At 62.1% G+C, this 15,612-nt stretch carries 17 protein-coding genes; 7 read left to right on the top strand and 10 right to left on the bottom strand.

Features of this window, described 5'->3' with window-relative positions; translation table 11 throughout:
* Positions 1 to 95 precede the first annotated feature (95 nt).
* On the bottom strand, positions 96 to 719 hold the full coding sequence (locus tag PWG15_RS12920) for a DUF1236 domain-containing protein (protein WP_425536703.1): 624 nt from the start codon (positions 717 to 719) through the stop codon (positions 96 to 98).
* 148 nt (positions 720 to 867) lie between these two features.
* On the opposite strand from PWG15_RS12920, the gene PWG15_RS12915 reads away from it, so the two are divergent.
* The gene (locus PWG15_RS12915) at positions 868 to 1,032 is read left to right on the top strand and encodes a hypothetical protein (RefSeq protein ID WP_275020324.1); all 165 of its coding nucleotides are present in this window, start codon (positions 868 to 870) and stop codon (positions 1,030 to 1,032) included.
* Positions 1,033 to 1,204: 172 nt separating this feature from the next.
* Positions 1,205 to 1,846 carry an MBL fold metallo-hydrolase gene (locus PWG15_RS12910; RefSeq protein ID WP_057253164.1) on the top strand — a complete coding sequence of 214 codons (642 nt, stop codon included), beginning with the start codon at positions 1,205 to 1,207 and terminating at the stop codon, positions 1,844 to 1,846.
* 170 nt (positions 1,847 to 2,016) lie between these two features.
* Here PWG15_RS12910 and PWG15_RS12905 read toward each other — a convergent pair whose 3' ends face one another.
* From PWG15_RS12905 to PWG15_RS12895, 3 genes are all read right to left on the bottom strand, one after another.
* Positions 2,017 to 2,463, bottom strand: coding sequence for a BA14K family protein (locus PWG15_RS12905; protein WP_275020320.1), 447 nt, complete (start codon positions 2,461 to 2,463; stop codon positions 2,017 to 2,019).
* Between the two features lie 146 nt (positions 2,464 to 2,609).
* Complete coding sequence (locus tag PWG15_RS12900) at positions 2,610 to 2,825, bottom strand: cold-shock protein (RefSeq protein WP_057253168.1); 216 nt, start codon at positions 2,823 to 2,825, stop codon at positions 2,610 to 2,612.
* Between the two features lie 703 nt (positions 2,826 to 3,528).
* On the bottom strand, positions 3,529 to 4,425 hold the full coding sequence (locus PWG15_RS12895) for a DMT family transporter (RefSeq protein ID WP_275020315.1): 897 nt from the start codon (positions 4,423 to 4,425) through the stop codon (positions 3,529 to 3,531).
* 90 nt (positions 4,426 to 4,515) lie between these two features.
* Between PWG15_RS12895 and PWG15_RS12890 the strand changes: the two genes are divergently transcribed.
* Positions 4,516 to 4,947: a hypothetical protein gene (locus PWG15_RS12890; protein ID WP_275020313.1), complete on the top strand. Its 432-nt coding sequence runs from the start codon at positions 4,516 to 4,518 to the stop codon at positions 4,945 to 4,947.
* Between the two features lie 12 nt (positions 4,948 to 4,959).
* On the opposite strand, the gene PWG15_RS12885 is transcribed toward PWG15_RS12890, so the two are convergent.
* The 3 genes from PWG15_RS12885 to PWG15_RS12875 all read right to left on the bottom strand — a co-directional run bounded on the left by PWG15_RS12885 (position 4,960) and on the right by PWG15_RS12875 (position 9,243).
* Complete coding sequence (locus PWG15_RS12885; protein ID WP_275020311.1) at positions 4,960 to 6,147, bottom strand: PQQ-dependent sugar dehydrogenase; 1,188 nt, start codon at positions 6,145 to 6,147, stop codon at positions 4,960 to 4,962.
* 83 nt (positions 6,148 to 6,230) lie between these two features.
* Complete coding sequence (locus PWG15_RS12880; protein ID WP_425536702.1) at positions 6,231 to 6,917, bottom strand: class GN sortase; 687 nt, start codon at positions 6,915 to 6,917, stop codon at positions 6,231 to 6,233.
* Positions 6,889 to 9,243, bottom strand: coding sequence for a marine proteobacterial sortase target protein (locus tag PWG15_RS12875; protein WP_425536701.1), 2,355 nt, complete (start codon positions 9,241 to 9,243; stop codon positions 6,889 to 6,891). The genes PWG15_RS12880 and PWG15_RS12875 overlap by 29 nt, the downstream gene beginning before the upstream one ends.
* Positions 9,244 to 9,553: 310 nt before the next feature.
* Between PWG15_RS12875 and PWG15_RS12870 the strand changes: the two genes are divergently transcribed.
* Positions 9,554 to 9,805: a DUF7660 family protein gene (locus tag PWG15_RS12870; protein WP_275020307.1), complete on the top strand. Its 252-nt coding sequence runs from the start codon at positions 9,554 to 9,556 to the stop codon at positions 9,803 to 9,805.
* Positions 9,806 to 10,024: 219 nt separating this feature from the next.
* Positions 10,025 to 11,227, top strand: a complete 1,203-nt coding sequence (locus PWG15_RS12865) for a pyridoxal phosphate-dependent aminotransferase (RefSeq protein WP_275020306.1) — start codon at positions 10,025 to 10,027, stop codon at positions 11,225 to 11,227.
* A 128-nt stretch (positions 11,228 to 11,355) separates the two neighbouring features.
* On the opposite strand, the gene PWG15_RS12860 is transcribed toward PWG15_RS12865, so the two are convergent.
* Both PWG15_RS12860 and PWG15_RS12855 read right to left on the bottom strand, forming a co-directional pair.
* On the bottom strand, positions 11,356 to 11,661 hold the full coding sequence (locus tag PWG15_RS12860) for an XRE family transcriptional regulator (RefSeq protein ID WP_275020304.1): 306 nt from the start codon (positions 11,659 to 11,661) through the stop codon (positions 11,356 to 11,358).
* A gap of 93 nt (positions 11,662 to 11,754) precedes the next feature.
* Positions 11,755 to 12,516, bottom strand: coding sequence for an SDR family oxidoreductase (locus tag PWG15_RS12855; protein ID WP_275020302.1), 762 nt, complete (start codon positions 12,514 to 12,516; stop codon positions 11,755 to 11,757).
* Positions 12,517 to 12,629: 113 nt separating this feature from the next.
* Here PWG15_RS12855 and PWG15_RS12850 point away from each other — a divergent pair, with 113 nt between their 5' ends.
* Positions 12,630 to 13,520, top strand: coding sequence for a LysR substrate-binding domain-containing protein (locus PWG15_RS12850; protein ID WP_275020300.1), 891 nt, complete (start codon positions 12,630 to 12,632; stop codon positions 13,518 to 13,520).
* 110 nt (positions 13,521 to 13,630) lie between these two features.
* Here the strand turns inward: PWG15_RS12850 and carA are convergent, their stop codons facing one another.
* Positions 13,631 to 14,836, bottom strand: coding sequence for a glutamine-hydrolyzing carbamoyl-phosphate synthase small subunit (carA, locus tag PWG15_RS12845; RefSeq protein WP_275020299.1), 1,206 nt, complete (start codon positions 14,834 to 14,836; stop codon positions 13,631 to 13,633).
* 325 nt (positions 14,837 to 15,161) lie between these two features.
* On the opposite strand from carA, the gene PWG15_RS12840 reads away from it, so the two are divergent.
* Positions 15,162 to 15,611: a GatB/YqeY domain-containing protein gene (locus PWG15_RS12840; protein WP_275020297.1), complete on the top strand. Its 450-nt coding sequence runs from the start codon at positions 15,162 to 15,164 to the stop codon at positions 15,609 to 15,611.
* Position 15,612: the final 1 nt, after the last annotated feature.

Here is a 15,612-nt window from a genome sequence, read left to right as displayed (position 1 = left end):
AGCGAATGATTCGTGCATGCGGCAATGCCGTGGGAGAGGCGTCTGCCGAAGGCCCTCGGACTCCGGCGACCGCCCGGTCGCCGGAGTATCAATGCTTACCGATAGACGTAGACGATGCGTCGCGTCGCCGGCTCGACCAGCACGGGCTGGCCGTTGATGCTGACATAGTCGTAGTCATAGTCGGGCACGCGCTGGACCGCGACGGTCTGCGGCAGCTCCGCGCCGACCACGACCTCGCCGTCGAGATAAACCGTCTCGCCGGGGTTCGACGTAACGTAGGTGCGCACGGTATCCGGCGGAACGATCGGATCGATCTCTTCGACCGGGCCGATCAACTCATCGCCGCTCCTGACGATCACCGGATCATTGGGTTGCGCCTCGTAGGTGACTGCCGGAATGGCGAGGTCGGCGCGACGTTCTTGAACCACGACGGCCGAACCGTCGAAGTCGGTCGTCAGATACTGCGCATAGACCCAGCCGCGCACGCCATCGATATCGATGCGGCACCATTTGCTGCCTTCGATGCAGCCGTCGATGACTGCGGTGCTCCCGCGGGTCGCAAGACCCACCGTCGGATATTGGGGGCCCGGACCCGTGCGGATGTTGAGGTCCGTGACTGTGGTTGCGGTCATGGCTGCAAAGGCGGCCGGCATGCCGACCGTCAACACCAAACCCGCGGCCGCAGCGGCTCGCAACAGGGGGCGGGTAAGCTTCACCATCATCTTTCTCCTCTTATTGACGAGGGCGAAACGTCTCCGCGCGCGCGGATGTTCCCCCGGGAACGTCACGAAATGTGACGCCGTGACATTCTTCCCCCGCTGCCAAGGCCCATGAGCCAGGAGAACAGGCGGCGGGAGAGGGACGACGATGCAGAATATTCAGCCGGACCAGAACAATTTCACTGCCCGCAGCCTCAAGCCGGTGGTGCGGATCGTGGTTGCTGCGGAGCTGGCGATTTCGGCGTTGCTGATGACGACGGTGCAATGGCCGGCGCCGCAACCCGCCACCGGCCAAGTCGCCGTTCTGCGCTGATTGCCGCTGTCACCGACGCCAATTGCCGCTATAGGAGAGATACGACAGCGAGGCGCGTCCTGACGGGCGCGCCAAGGTCGCTGCAATATTTTGAAGTGCTGCTGCATGTCTTATCCTTCGATCGGCCACGATCGAGGGAAACAAGCAGTAGATCCTATAGAGGCAGGCGCACATGTTACAGGCGGGCATTATTCCGGTTACCCATTTCGAGCAGAATTGCACGGTGCTGTTCGACAGCGAGACCAAGGAAGGCGTGATCGTCGATCCCGGTGGCGATGTCGATCTCATCCTGCAGACGGTTCGCGAGAACGGCATCACGCTGAAGGCAATCTGGATCACCCACGGCCATATCGACCACGCCGGCGGCGCCAAGGAATTGAAGGATGCGCTCGGGCTCGAAATCATCGGCCCGCACAAGGATGACCTGCCGTTGCTCGAACGGCTCGAGAGCCAGGCCGAGCGTTTTGGACTGGCGATGAAGGTCCAGAACGTCATTCCCGATCGTTGGCTCGAAGAGGGCGATACCGTTTCGTTCGGCGACCACGTCTTCGAGGTCCTGCATTGCCCCGGCCATGCTCCCGGCCACGTCGTCTACTTCAACCGGGCGCAGAACTTCGCCCATGTCGGCGATGTTCTCTTCCACGGCTCGATCGGCCGCACCGACCTGCCGGGCGGCAATCACCAGCAACTGCTCGATTCGATTCGCGACAAGATTCTGCCGCTAGGTGACACTGTCGGCTTTATCTGCGGCCACGGCCCGGGCGGGCAGATCGGCGAGGAGCGCCGCACCAATCCGTATCTGCGCGGGCTCTGATCCGCTCGAGCAAGCTGCATCAGCGGCCTACAGCGCCGCGCGTCTTATGAGACGCGCAAAGGTTGCTGTCCTTCAATCTGCGACGATTAAAGGACACATGCAGTAGAATCAAAAAACGCATGGCTCGTGAGAGCCATGCGTTTTCTTGTTCAGTGCTGCCGCGGCGCTGATCAGCCGGCGGTGCAGAAGTAGCTGCGGCCATCGTAACCGCGGAAGGTGCCGTTGTCCGGGTTGAACGAGCGGTAGCGCTGCGAGCAGTAACGGTACCAGGTCGGCGTCCAGGGTTCGAGCGAGCGGTAACCGCCGCCGTAGCTGTCAACGACGACCGGACGGGCCTGGTAGACCGGGCGCGGGCGGTAGACCGGGCGCGGCTCGTAATAGTCGTATTCCGGTTCCGGATCGATGTAGACGCGTTCGCCGTAGCCGCTGTTGTAACGGGGCTGCGAGGCGATCGCGCCGCCGATCAGTGCGCCGGCGACGAGGCCCGCTGCGCCAGCCGCCCACGCATCGTCATTGTTGTGGTGGTGACGGCCGCCCGCTTCAGCAACGCCGAACGTCGGGATGACCATGGCGGCTGCGGCGACCGAAAGAACGGCGGCTTTGACGAACTTGTTCATGAGCTTCAATCCTATCGCATGGACCGGATCAATCCGGATTTCATGATGAGAGGAAGTTAATGCCGCCACTGTGAACCGAGCCTGAACAAAAAAAACCCGGCAAGTCTGCCGGGCTTCAACTTTGAATCTGTCAGCAGAAGTCGGCGTTAGCCGGCGATCTGCAGGTTGACCGCCTTCGGGCCTTTGCCGCGGCGATCCGGTTCGGTGTCGAAGCTCACCTTCTGGTTTTCCGTCAGCCCGTTCAGGCCGGAGGCCTGTACTGCGGAAATGTGTACGAAGATATCTGCACCACCGTTGTCAGGCTTGATGAAGCCAAAGCCCTTGTCGGTGTTGAAGAATTTTACAGTGCCAGTTTCGGCCATGCGTCAGGTCCTTTTCTCTCCACCCGTTTGACGGACGGGCAGCATTGCAGTTTTGCCCGATTGGGCGTTGGCAGGCAGTTCTCGACGTTTGAGGAAAGGGTCCTGTTACCGCAGCCAGCCATTGGAGAAGTTGCATTTTCATGCGTCTTCCCGGTCTGGCCGCCCGGAGTTTTGCGTCTCCGGCCCGCTTTTATTTCAAGATCTTCCCGTGTTCGCAGATTGCCCGAACAGAGTAAGAGTGATGGGTTTATTTTGAATTGGCAAGCAAAACTTTTCGAGCGTGGTATTGCGTCTTGTCATTGCTCAAAAATCGGTCATTTCGCCGGTTGTTGCCCTTCCTTCAAGATATATCGCAAGCTGTTGAAATCACAGCTTTTTGAAAATGAATGCCGCAAATTTGAGTGGGTTTTTGCTGTTTTTCGATGCAGCCGCGAGAAGGCCCATTGAATGCCGGCATCGCCCGGCATTCGCAACTCTCTGATATGTTTGATGCTTCTCGCGTCGCTCGTTTCTTACGTTGGATTCTTGCAGAAAATCTAGAGGTATTGAATTGGACCGGTCGATTGCGCCCTGTCGCGTCCCTGGTGCCGAAGCAACGAATTGGCTGCCGGGTACAATAGCAAGTAAAGCGCCAGTCCGGCGTTTGGACCGGTCGCTGATATAGTTCATGGCGCGCTGTCGGTTGCGCTCGCAAGCGCCAGTTTCAGACCGCAGCTTCCGCGCGCCGATATTTGGTCAGTTCGGGAATGATTTCGACCGCAAGCATTGCCGCGAAGATGATCGCGCAGCCGGCATAACCGATCGGGGTGATGATCTCACCGAGCAACAGGACACCGAAGAGGGCGGCAAAAAGCGCCTCGCTCGACAGGAAGATGGCCGCCTGCGGCGCCGTGGTATAGCGCTGGCCCACCACCTGCAGAATGAAGGCGAGGCCGCTCGAGAAGATGCCGGCATAGAGGATTTCGAAGAGCGCGCCTTCGATCGCCGCAAAGCTCAGCGGCTCCGTTGACACGGCGAAGAGCAAGCCGAGCACCGCGCAGACGGCAAACTGCGTCATTGACAGCAACATCGGCCGGCCGCTGCTGGGCGCGAAAAGGCCAACGAGCAGCATTTGCACCGCCCAGAACAGAGCACAGACGATCGTCAGATAATCGCCGCCAGTCAGTGCCGACAGGGTGCCACCGCTCAACAGGAATATGCCGAACAGCGCCATCAGCGCGCCCGGCCAGATGACCCAGTGCGGCTTGCGACGCAGGAAGATGACGCTCAGCACCGGAACGAAGACGACGTAAAGACCAGTGAGGAAACCGGAATTGGTGACGCTGGTATCGAGGAGACCGAATTGCTGTGTCGCCGCTCCGGCAAAAAGCGCAAGGCCGATGAAGACGAAGTTGCGCACGGTCGTCAGCCGCAGCGGCTCGGTCGCGCGCTTCGTCTCGATGATGGCCAGGGGCATGGCAACCAGCGTCGCGATGGCGAAACGGAGCGTGATGAACCACAGCGGGCTGATCGCATCCATGGCCGTCGACTGCGCAACGAAGCCGGCGCCCCAGATCGCGCCTGATATCAACAGCAGCAGATTGGCCTGAATGCGGGGCATGTTCGTTCTCTCCTCGGACAGGCGCCGTCTAGCAGTTGCCTTCTGGGCGGGCAAGGCTCATCGTCGGCGTCATGGCGCTCGGAGATGGCGATGAATGACAGCGGATATTCCGGCACGCCGCTTGCCCGCAAGCTGGGTTTGAAGGATGGAAAGGCCGCGCTGCTTCTCGGTGTGCCGCCCGGGCTCGGCGAAATCACGCAGTTTTCCGGCTTCTCGACGTGCGAAACCGTGCTCAGTCCGACTGCTGGGCGCAGCTTCGACTATATCCATGTGTTCGAGACGCAGAGGACCGTATTGGAAGGGCTCGCTCCGGAGGTCGCGGCCCGGCTCAGGCCCGACGGCATGCTCTGGATTTCCTGGCCGAAGAAGGCGTCGAAAGTGCCGACGACACTGACGGAGGATGTGCTGCGCGACGTCTTCCTGCCGCTCGGCCTCGTCGATGTGAAGGTCTGCGCGGTCGATGCAGTCTGGTCCGGGCTGAAGTTCATGTTCCGCCGGGAGTTTCGTGACCAGTTGTCGTGAAGCTCTGAATTGTTACTGCGTCGCGCCTTTGGAGACCCGAAGAACGGCGCCGTCTTCCTCGTCCGTCACCATCAGCAGCGCGCCATCGGGCGCGACGACGACATCGCGGATGCGGCCGAACTCGCCATCGAACAGCCGCTCTTCGGAGCCGATGGCGCCGCTGTCGTCGCGCTCCAGTCGTGCGACAAGCTGGTACTTCAGCGCGGCAACCAGGAGATCGCCGTCCCACTCGGGAAACATCTTGCCGCGATAGACGGCAAGCGCCCCAGGGGCGATCGAGGGATCCCAATAGAAGAGGGGCTGATCGAGGCCGTCCTTCGCGGTGCCTTCGCCGATCTCGGCGCCGGAATAATCCTTGCCGTAGGTGATGACCGGCCAGCCGTAATTGTGGCCGGCCTGCGGATTGTTGACCTCGTCGCCACCGCGGGCGCCGTGCTCGACCGTCAGAAGCGTGCCGTCCTTCGGGTCGAAGGCAATCCCTTGCGGATTGCGGTGACCCTTCGACCAGATCTCCGCCAGGCCCCCGGTGCCGCCGCGATAGGGATTGGAACCTGGAACACTGCCATCGGCATTGATATGCAGGATTGCGCCGGCATGATCACGCGGGTCCTGTGCCCGACCGCCTTCGCCCCGGTCGCCGATGCCGAAGAACAGGCTGCCGTCGGGTGCGATCGCGATGCGCGAACCGAAATGCTGCCCCTTGCCGGTGAACTTGCTCATCCGGAAGAGTTCCTTGACGTCGGTGAGACCGCTCTCGTCTTTGGCGAGTTTCGCCCGCACGACGGCGGTACCGTAGCCGCCTTTGCCATTGGCGGCCATTGTCAGGTAGAGCGTCCTGTTCTCTGCGAAGCCAGGGTCGAGTGCGATGTCGAGCAGGCCGCCCTGGCCGCGCGCGGCGACCTTGGGCACACCTTTCAGCGGTTTCGACACCTTGCCGTCGCGCAAGATCCGCAGTCGGCCGGGACGCTCGCTGACGATCAGGCCGCCGCCCAGAAGCGCCTCGACAGACCAGGGATGTTCGAGACCGGTCGCCACGGTTTCCACCCGCAGGGTGCCGTGCTGGCTCGGGAATTCACGCGCTTCCTGGGCGTGAGCGCCCGAAGGGGCGGCGATCGCGGCCAGAGCGACAAGCGCTGTGAGTGCCGGGCTGTGCCGCCGCGTGCCTACCTGTTTCGACGTTCCTGCATCCGCTCGCCGCATTGCGCTTCTCCGGGCCGATTCGTTCATCAGGCAAGCTGGGGCGGGAAAAGGAGCGGTTCAAGTCACATCCGATCAAAAGCGGTTTATTTCGAGATCGAGCCTGTCGTCAGCGGCACCGGGCGCTGTTCGCCGATGAGTTCGGTATTGACGATGTAGCGCATCGGTCCCTGTTCGATCGCATCGAAGGGCCAACAGGTGGCAAGTGCAAGATGGTGGCCGGTGGCGGATGCGTTGATGCCGCTCTCATCCCAGCGGGCGACGCGGCTTTCGCCGGCCCGGAACAGGAACCGGCGGCCGTCTTTGCGCGTCAACACCAGGAGGTCGCCGGGGTTAACGTCCTTCAGCCAGCGGAAATGCGTGTCGCGGTGCGCGGCGATCACGGAGGTGCCTTCATCGCCGGGCATCGGCGTCGTCTTCAGCCAGGCTGGACCGAAGGCGAGCGCTTCGCCGCTCGCGCCTTCAAGCACGATTGCCGAGCGGTTCAATCGAGGCGCGGTGATTTCGGCGGCGGTCTGGAAGTCTGCCCAGGGCCAGGGCTTACCGTCAGGGTTGCCGTGCAACTGTGCCTCGAACGTGCGTTTCAGGAGCACCTGCGAGACTTCGGCCTTGGCCTTCATGTAGAAGCCCTTGCCGATCAGCATGAGACCGGCAAGGGCAATCAGCGCGATCACAGCAAGCACGATCGTTTCGACCGCCGAAAGGCGGGCGAGAAAGCCCGGGCGTGGCTCGGGCCTTTCGTTGTCAGCGGCCACGGCGGCGCACTCCCGCAAGCACGATGGTGGCGATCGGCGCGCGCCAGAAGACGAAGGTCGTGCCGGCGAGGAGGGCAAAGGCCAAGAGCATCAGGCCGATCAGGATCTGCTTGTCCGCTTCCGTCGCCGTCTGCGGCAGGGTGACCTGGTTGTTGGCCTCTGCGATCAGGCCTGCCGCCCGCGCGGTTGGTGCCGCCAGCATCCGGTCGGCCGTCACCATGGCCAGCTTGGTTCGGCTTTCGAGCGCGGCGTCACGTTCGTCAACCTTTTCGGGCACGGCCTTGCCGGACTGTTCCCCATAGATCTTGCCGAAGTCCCAGCCAGCCGGAAGGTTGAGCGGCAGCCTGGTTTCGGCTTGTGGTTCGCCGGCCGGGCGCGACGGCGTTGCGTCGACCGCGACGAGGCTGGTGACGCGGGAGACGAGGTGATGGGTAAGCGCCACGGTCTCGATCTGCTGGTCGAGCGTGGCGGGGTCGGCGATCGTCGCCGCACTCGCTTCGAGGTCGTCGATCTTGCGGCGGGCCCAGAGCTTGGCGATGCCCTGGCCGGTCGAAGCCTTGGCGATGTCCATCTCGACCCGCCAGGGCTGGTCGCCGGCCTTGCCGAGGATCTGCAGCTTGCCCTGAGGCGCCGTGCCGTCGAGTTCGGCGGTCAGCACGACAGGCTCGCCGCGATAGAGATCGGGCATCGGGTTCGGGGTGATGTCGCTTGCCGACGCGGCCTCGAAGCTCGCGGAGATATCGGTCATTGCGGGGCTTTCGAGCTTGGTGAAAAGCTCGCCCATGCGTGTCGCCACCTGGCTTTCCGAACCGATCAGCGTGAACGTACCGCGACCGTATTCGGCGGCCTTGGTCATGAAGTGGCTGTTCGGGGCCGAGCCGATGCCGACGGTAAAGACGCGGGCGTCGCCGCGGTTCTTCTGGATCTCGTCGAAGAGCTGCCTCTCGTTGCCGATCGCGCCGTCGGTGAGGAAGACGACCTGGCGAAGCGCGCCGGCCTGAACCGGCCCCTGGGTGCGCAGGGCTGCTTCCAACGCCGGCAGCATTTCCGTGCCGCCATCGGCCGTGAGCCCACGGACATAGGCAATGGCATTTTCACGCTTGTCCGGTGTCGCCTCGGTGAGTTCTGGAAAATGCACCGACATGGTGTCGTCGAAGCGGATGACGTTGAAACGGTCCTCGGGCTTCAGCCTGGAAATGGCCAGCGCCAGGCTCTCCTTGGCTTGCTCCATCGAGGGGCCGGCCATGGAACCGGAATTGTCGATGACGAAGACGATCTCACGTTTGACCGGTTTGGCATCGGCATCGGTTGCGGCTGCCGGTGGCGTGACGAAGGAGAGCAGATAGGTCTTGTTCCCCACCGTCTCACGGAAAAGTCCGGCATAGGGGCTCTTGCCCTCGATCGCCTTCCAGGTGAGTTCGAAGTCACGGTCGGCCGGCACGCTTTCGCCTTTCAGCGCGATGCGGCGGCTGAGATCGTCGAGGTTGGCGATGTCGACGTCGTGATAGGCGGACCTGACCTCGCCGAGCGGGAAGCCGGCCTTGAGGTTGACGGTCAGCGTGACCGGATTGATTTTCGCATTTGCCTTCGGGTCGAGAACCGGCGCTTCGATCTTTTCGCGATCAGGGACTGGATCGCTGACGGCATAGCCGGTGCGGCTATCGAGATCGACGGTCTGAACGATCGGCTCGGGATTGTAGCGGGGCGCGACCACCATCGGGAAGCGCAGGGAGTAGAGGCCGTTCGATTGGCGGACCGCGCTCTGATACTCGATCTGCACGACCACCGTTTCGCCGGGGCCGATATTGGCAACCTGGTTGGTGAAGATATTCGGGCGCTGCTGTTCGAGCAGTGCCGCCTTCTTGCCCTCGGCTTTCGCCTGCTCGTAGATTTCCTTGGCTTCCTGGCGCGCCTTGATCTCGCCTTCGATGAAGCGGTCGCCGATCTGCATCTTCAGCGTATCGACGGCCGAATCCTCGGGCAGGGGGAAGACATAGGTGCCTTCGACCCAGCCCTTGCTCGGGTTTTCGAAGCGCTGGGTCACGCGGGTGCGCATGATCGGGCCGTTGACGTCGATCTGAACGTCGGTCGCAAGCCGTGGCGCCTCGACGAAATAGCCGGGTTCCTTGGATGGGAAGAGCAGGGCGCCTGTGCCAATGTCGTTGGGGCGAACGTAGCCCGCCATCTGCTGCGGCTTGGCGCCCGCCGTTTCGGCGGCGGCCTGGGTCATCAGGCCGATGAACATCAGGATGCAGGCGGCAAGCGCTGCGAGCGCCAGGTACATGCCCCAGCGCGCTTCGTTCCGTCCTGTCCTGGAAGAGGCAATTTCGTCGTCGAGAAACATTGCATAACCCCCGTAATGCGAATGTGTTCGGATCATCGAAGAAAAGGCCCGGAAACCGGCTGTTGCAGGACGGAATTGCGGCGGTCCGCGACAGTTGTGATGGCTAAATTATGGCATTTCGAAAAATGCCGAACGTCGCTGATTTTTTTGAATAAATCTCAATCAAGAACCGTTTCTGGCTGATACGTTTCGTGGTCGATCAAGTGGCCGCCATAATTCCATTTTGGCAACGCTCGAATGACGACCGAGTATGGGCATTGCCAGACGCCTTCGGTCGTTGCCGAAGAGCGTCTTCAGTGTGAGGTGAAAGATGAGTGACGTCGACTACAGCAAGATTAAGACCCGTCAGGAGTTCTGCGACTTTGCTAGCGCGTTGCGGCTAAGCCTGCGTGACGACTCGGAGAACTGGGAGAACGTCAACCTGGACGATTTTCTCAAAGCGCTGGAGGCGTGGGTCAGCGATATGGGGGATCACGAGCGGAGCCAAGGAAAACAGGAAGCGGTATCCTTGACCTGGCGAGACATCGCTCGAATGTTCCATTCAGCGGCGATCTACGAATAGGGTGTGCGGTTGGAGGTGCGCCGTCGAAGTCATCGACAACGCTGATCGTACTCATGAAACTTTGTCATGGTGACGCTTTTTGCCCGCGTTTCCGGCGTTTTTGGCTTTCCGGCGCTTGCAAGACCGGGCGTCTTTCGACATAGACCTAACCGCTATGGAGCCTGGCTTTTTACGTTCCGTAGCGATCACCTCGTCTCGAAACGATCAGGACCTTCACCCATGGCCTTCCTTGCCGATGCCCTTTCCCGTGTAAAGCCTTCCGCCACCATCGCCGTTTCGCAGAAAGCCCGTGAGCTGAAAGCGAAAGGCCGCGATGTCATCGGCCTTGGCGCCGGAGAGCCGGACTTCGATACGCCCGACAATATCAAGAAGGCCGCCATCGACGCGATCAACCGCGGCGAGACGAAGTACACGCCGGTTTCCGGCATTCCGGAACTGCGCGAAGCGATCGCCAAGAAGTTCAAGCGCGAGAACAACCTCGACTACACCGCCGCCCAGACGATCGTCGGCACGGGCGGAAAGCAGATTCTTTTCAACGCCTTCATGGCGACGCTGAACGCAGGCGACGAAGTCGTCATCCCGGCACCCTACTGGGTTTCCTATCCGGAAATGGTGGCGCTCTGCGGCGGCACGCCGGTCACCGTCTCGACCAAGCAGGAAAACAACTTCAAGCTCAAGGCTGAAGATCTCGAAAAGGCGATCACACCGAAGACCAAGTGGTTCATCTTCAACTCGCCGTCCAACCCTTCGGGCGCGGCCTACAGCCATGCCGAGCTGAAGGCGCTGACGGACGTCCTGATGAAGCATCCGCATGTCTGGGTCCTGACCGACGACATGTACGAGCACCTGACCTATGGCGACTTCAAGTTCGCGACCCCGGTCGAAGTCGAGCCCGGTCTCTATGACCGCACGCTGACGATGAACGGCGTCTCCAAGGCCTATGCCATGACCGGCTGGCGCATCGGCTACGCCGCCGGCCCGCTGCAGCTCATCAAGGCCATGGACATGATCCAGGGCCAGCAGACCTCGGGCGCCACCTCGATCGCGCAGTGGGCTGCCGTCGAGGCGCTGAACGGCACGCAGGATTTCATCCCCGCAAACAAGAAGATCTTCGAAGGCCGCCGCGATCTGGTCGTCTCGATGCTGAACCAGGCCAAGGGCATCGCGTGCCCGACGCCGGAAGGCGCCTTCTACGTTTACCCGTCCTGCGCCGGTCTCATCGGCAAGACTGCGCCGTCGGGCAAGGTCATCGAGACGGACGAAGACTTCGTGTCGGAACTGCTGGAATCGGAAGGCGTCGCCGTGGTGCACGGTTCGGCCTTCGGTCTCGGCCCGAACTTCCGCATCTCCTACGCGACCTCGGAAGCACAGCTCGAAGAAGCTTGCCGCCGCATCCAGCGCTTCTGCGCCGCCTGCAAGTAAGCTTCAGGCATTACATTCAATGAAAAAGCCCGCCGGCAACGGCGGGTTTTTTTGTTCGCAAGGTGATTCAAGGGGCGGCCATTCTGATTCAAGCGCGCCGACCAAGGCGTTGAAATCAGGACGGAACCTCAGGCGCCCGGAACCTCGTCGTCGCCGACGACGCCACCTTCGCTTTCCAGAATGGAGAGGCGGCGAGCCTCGGAGCGCGTGAACTTTAGCCGCACGCCGATGCCGCGTTCGCCCTCCGGCAGAAACACCGCACCGGCATTTTCGAGCGCGTGCTTCAGCGACAGGATCACCGCGTCGGCGGGCGTCTCCAACTTGCGCTCGAACCTGAGGATCGTGTCTTCATCGACACCGGAAAAGCTTGCCAGCATCTCTCGCGAGATTTCGATCAGCGCCCGGGCGGCGCGGCACTGTGGACCTGTAATCATCGTCACCTCCAGTTGCAGTGAGGATGCGCGAAGCCCGGCCAAGGGTCAACCGATGAGGGGGGCGGATGCCGCTCCCTCTCTCCGGCGGCAGTCTCAGGCAGCAAGCGTCAGTTGCTGCCCGAGGCCACCGTCGACCGTCAGTCGCGCACCGGTGGTGAACGTGGCGTCGAAGGCGAGGAACAGCACGGCGCGCGCCACCTCGTCGGCGGTGCCGTTTCGCCCCATCGGCGTAAGACTGTTTCCAAGCGCCTTGAACTCGGCGCGCTCGGCGTCGGTGATGCCGGCCACACCCTTGGTTGGCGTGTCGATGAAACCCGGGCTGACCGAATTGAAGCGAATGCCGCGCGGTAGCAGCTCTGCGGCAAAGACCGAGGCGAAGGAGACCAGCGCCGCCTTGCTGCCGCTATAGACGCTCATCCCCGCATAACCGCCGTCGTCGGCGACCGATGAAGTGAAAACGATCGAGCCGCCCGCGCGGATCAGCGGTGCCAAGCGCTGAACGGTGAAGAAGGCGCCCTTGGTGTTGATCGCGAACTGGCGATCGTAGCTGGCCTCGCTCACCTGGTCGAAGGGTTCGAGGATCGACGTGCCTGCATTGACGTGCAAGAGGTCGATCTCGCCGAGCCGCTGCCCGACCGTCGCGCCGAGGACAGCAATCTCGTTCATGTCGGTGATGTCGGACTTCACCGCGTGGACGCGTGCGCCAAACCGCTCCTGGATCCTGGCAAGGTTCGCTTCGTTGTTGCCGGTGAGCAGCACCTCTGCGCCGCCTTCGACAAGGCGTTCGACAGTTGCCAGCCCCATGCCATGCGTGCCGCCGATAACCACTGCCTTCTTGCCTTGATAGATACCCATCGTGATGTCCTTTTGGTTTTGAACTCTGATGGAGAAAAGATAAATCCGTGGACGACGAGGCAAAAGATTGCCATTCATGGATCTATCGTTCATGTTTGTAGACAGTAGTCACGATGCGCAATCTCAATGACTTCATCGTCTTCGCCCATGTGGTCGACCACAGGGGCTTCGCGCCGGCGGCGCGCGCGCTCAACGTGCCAAAATCGACGCTCAGCAAGCGGGTGGCGGAACTGGAGAAAAAGCTTGGCGTCCGACTGATCAACCGCACGTCCCGGCGCTTTACGGTAACCGAGATCGGCGAGGACTTTTATCGCCACGCGGCCGCGATGCTGATCGAGGCGGAAGCAGCCGAAGCCGTGGTGAAGGGCAGGCTCGCAGAGCCGAGCGGAACCGTGCGCATCACCGCTTCGGTGCCGACGGCGCAGATGACGCTTTCGGGACTGCTGCCGCAACTGGCGCTCGCCTATCCGAAGATGCGGGTAGCGCTGCATGCGACCGACCGCTTCGTCGATCTTGTGCAGGAAGGCTTCGATATTGCCGTGCGCGATCATTTCGCACCCTTGCCCGATTCAGGTCTCGTCCAGCGGCGTGTCGCCTCCGAGGTCATCTGGCTGGTTGCCGCGCCCGGCTATCTTGCCCGACGTGGTGCGCCATCGCTGCCGGACGACCTCAAGGACCACGATGGCCTGCTCACCTCGCTCGCGAGCGATGGCTGGACGCTGCGCAATCCGGACGACGCCACCGTCGCGGTGAAGCCGCAGCAACGCTTCGTCGCAGATGAATCGCGTGTCCTTCTCGAGGCGGCGCTTTCCGGGCTTGGTGTCACCGCCCTGCCGCGTAAGCTCTGCTGCGCCGAAATCGAAAATGGCAGCCTCGTTCGGGTGCTGCCCGACTGGCTGGCGGGGTTGGTCACGACAACGCTATTGATGCCGCACCGGCGCGGGCAACTGCCGTCGGTCCGGGCGGTCGTCGACTTCATTGCCGACCGTCTCGCGGACTGTTGACACGCAAAGGCGAGGGGCAGCATCCCCGCCTTGGCGATATCGACCGACGCCGTGCAGCCAAACAAAAAGGCCCGCGCGAGGCGGGCCTTTTGTCTGAATGATTATTGCGCTCAGCGCTCGGCCAATGCCGGTTCGCCCTTCTTCTCGCGCACGAGGTTCATGAAGCGGCGGAAGAGGTAGTGGCTGTCCTGCGGGCCGGGCGAGGCTTCCGGGTGGTGCTGGACGGAGAAGACCGGCTTGCCGGCAACCCGCAGGCCGCAATTGGTGCCGTCGAAGAGCGAAATGTGAGTCTCTTCAACGCCTTCCGGCAGCGACTTCGAATCGACCGCGAAGCCGTGGTTCATCGAGACGATCTCGACCTTGCCCGTCGTGTGGTCCTTCACCGGATGGTTGGCGCCGTGGTGGCCCTGGTGCATCTTCTCGGTCTTGCCGCCGAGCGCCAGCGCCAGCATCTGGTGGCCGAGGCAGATGCCGAACACCGGGATATCGCTCTTCAGGAGGTCCTGGATGACCGGCACGGCATATTTACCGGTTGCCGCCGGGTCGCCTGGGCCGTTGGAGAGGAAGATGCCGTCCGGCTTCTGGGCGAGTACCTCTTCGGCACTCGTCGTTGCCGGCATCACGGTGACGCGGGCATTGAGGCCGGCAAAGAGACGCAGGATGTTGCGCTTGACGCCATAGTCGAGCGCGACGACGTGGTAGGCGGCGTCCGTTTCGCCGAGCGTCGAGTAACCTTCGTTCCAGACCCAGGGCTGCTCGCCCCAGCGCGAGGATTGGCCCGAGGTTGCGACCTTGGCGAGGTCAAGGCCTTCAAGTCCGCTCCACGCCTTGGCTTCGGCCTTCAGCGTGTCGATGTCGAAGACGCCCTGGGGGTCATGGGCGATGACGGCGTTCGGCATGCCGTTTTCGCGGATCCAGGCGGTGAGCGCGCGGGTGTCGATGCCGCAGAGGCCGATGATGCCGCGTGCCTTCAGCCAGGCGTCGAGGTGCTTGGCAGCGCGGTAGTTCGACGGCTCGGTGATGTCGGCCTTGAAGATGACGCCGACCGCGCCGTGGCGTGCTGCCGGCGTCAGGTCTTCGATGTCTTCGTCATTGGCGCCGATGTTGCCGATGTGCGGGAAGGTGAAGGTGACGATCTGCCCGAGATAGGAGGGGTCCGTGAGGATTTCCTGGTAGCCCGTCAGCGCCGTGTTGAAGCAGACTTCCGCCTGCACCTTGCCGGTCGCGCCGATGCCCTTGCCTTCGATCACGGTGCCGTCGGCCAGAACGAGCAGTGCGGTTGGTTTTTCAGTGGTCCATGCGGGTGTCGCGGTCATCGTTCCTATCCCGTTGCGGCGTGAAGCGGGGCTTGAAAGCCCGGCCGTCGATCGCCATTTCATGTGCTCAGGCATGGACGCGCGGAATCCCCGCGGAAAGTGCTCTCATGCCGATGTCGTGCAGGTGCGGGAAAATAGCCAAAGCGCTCTTCCGGGTCAACCGGCCGCTGTGAATTGTCTGGAAATAAAATTCCTTTTAATTCAAGCGGTTGCGTATTCCGTTTGATTGCGCCTGTCACACTGGTTTAAGACGACGACAACAATGATGATTTCGAACCGGTTCCGGGCGGAGCACCGCGGGCCGGTTTCGACATGGAGTATGGACATGCGCGACCAGTTCGCAGACGCCCTCAAGGAAGCCCTGAAAGCCAAGGACACACGGCGTACCTCGACCGTGCGGCTGATCCAGGCGGCGATCAAGGACCGGGACATCGCCAATCGCGGCCTGGGCAAGGACCCGGTCAGCGACGACGATATCCTGCAGATCCTCGCCAAGATGATCAAGCAGCGCGAGGAGTCGGCCCGCATCTACGACGAAGGCGGCCGGCCGGAGCTTGCCGAGCAGGAGCGCCAGGAAATCGTGATCATCAACCAGTTCCTTCCGGCGCAGCTTCCGGAAGCGAAGGTGCGCGAACTCTGCGCCTCGGTGATCCAGGAAACCGGTGCCCACGGCCTGCGTGACATGGGCAAGTGCATGAACGTGCTCAAGGAGCGTTATCCGGGCCAGATGGACTTCGCCAAGGCGTCCGGTCTCGTGAAGGAACTGCTCAAGTAGA

The sequence above is a fragment of the Ensifer adhaerens genome (assembly GCF_028993555.1).
Taxonomy (GTDB): domain Bacteria; phylum Pseudomonadota; class Alphaproteobacteria; order Rhizobiales; family Rhizobiaceae; genus Ensifer; species Ensifer adhaerens_I.
The sequence above is the reverse complement of the archived record's forward strand: the minus strand, read 5'-3'. Positions and strand labels throughout refer to the sequence as shown.

What these genes read in the sequence shown, in the direction of transcription:
- PWG15_RS12910 (WP_057253164.1), top strand. Translation starts at nt 1,205, where the DNA reads ATGTTACAGGCGGGCATTATTCCGGTTACCCATTTCGAGCAGAATTGC.
- PWG15_RS12855 (WP_275020302.1), bottom strand. Translation starts at nt 12,516, where the DNA reads ATGGGTATCTATCAAGGCAAGAAGGCAGTGGTTATCGGCGGCACGCAT.
- PWG15_RS12915 (WP_275020324.1), top strand. Translation starts at nt 868, where the DNA reads ATGCAGAATATTCAGCCGGACCAGAACAATTTCACTGCCCGCAGCCTC.
- PWG15_RS12850 (WP_275020300.1), top strand. Translation starts at nt 12,630, where the DNA reads ATGCGCAATCTCAATGACTTCATCGTCTTCGCCCATGTGGTCGACCAC.
- PWG15_RS12860 (WP_275020304.1), bottom strand. Translation starts at nt 11,661, where the DNA reads ATGATTACAGGTCCACAGTGCCGCGCCGCCCGGGCGCTGATCGAAATC.
- PWG15_RS12840 (WP_275020297.1), top strand. Translation starts at nt 15,162, where the DNA reads ATGCGCGACCAGTTCGCAGACGCCCTCAAGGAAGCCCTGAAAGCCAAG.
- PWG15_RS12875 (WP_425536701.1), bottom strand. Translation starts at nt 9,243, where the DNA reads ATGTTTCTCGACGACGAAATTGCCTCTTCCAGGACAGGACGGAACGAA.
- PWG15_RS12920 (WP_425536703.1), bottom strand. Translation starts at nt 719, where the DNA reads ATGGTGAAGCTTACCCGCCCCCTGTTGCGAGCCGCTGCGGCCGCGGGT.
- PWG15_RS12890 (WP_275020313.1), top strand. Translation starts at nt 4,516, where the DNA reads ATGAATGACAGCGGATATTCCGGCACGCCGCTTGCCCGCAAGCTGGGT.
- PWG15_RS12895 (WP_275020315.1), bottom strand. Translation starts at nt 4,425, where the DNA reads ATGCCCCGCATTCAGGCCAATCTGCTGCTGTTGATATCAGGCGCGATC.
- PWG15_RS12885 (WP_275020311.1), bottom strand. Translation starts at nt 6,147, where the DNA reads ATGCGGCGAGCGGATGCAGGAACGTCGAAACAGGTAGGCACGCGGCGG.
- PWG15_RS12905 (WP_275020320.1), bottom strand. Translation starts at nt 2,463, where the DNA reads ATGAACAAGTTCGTCAAAGCCGCCGTTCTTTCGGTCGCCGCAGCCGCC.
- PWG15_RS12900 (WP_057253168.1), bottom strand. Translation starts at nt 2,825, where the DNA reads ATGGCCGAAACTGGCACTGTAAAATTCTTCAACACCGACAAGGGCTTT.
- PWG15_RS12870 (WP_275020307.1), top strand. Translation starts at nt 9,554, where the DNA reads ATGAGTGACGTCGACTACAGCAAGATTAAGACCCGTCAGGAGTTCTGC.
- carA (WP_275020299.1), bottom strand. Translation starts at nt 14,836, where the DNA reads ATGACCGCGACACCCGCATGGACCACTGAAAAACCAACCGCACTGCTC.
- PWG15_RS12865 (WP_275020306.1), top strand. Translation starts at nt 10,025, where the DNA reads ATGGCCTTCCTTGCCGATGCCCTTTCCCGTGTAAAGCCTTCCGCCACC.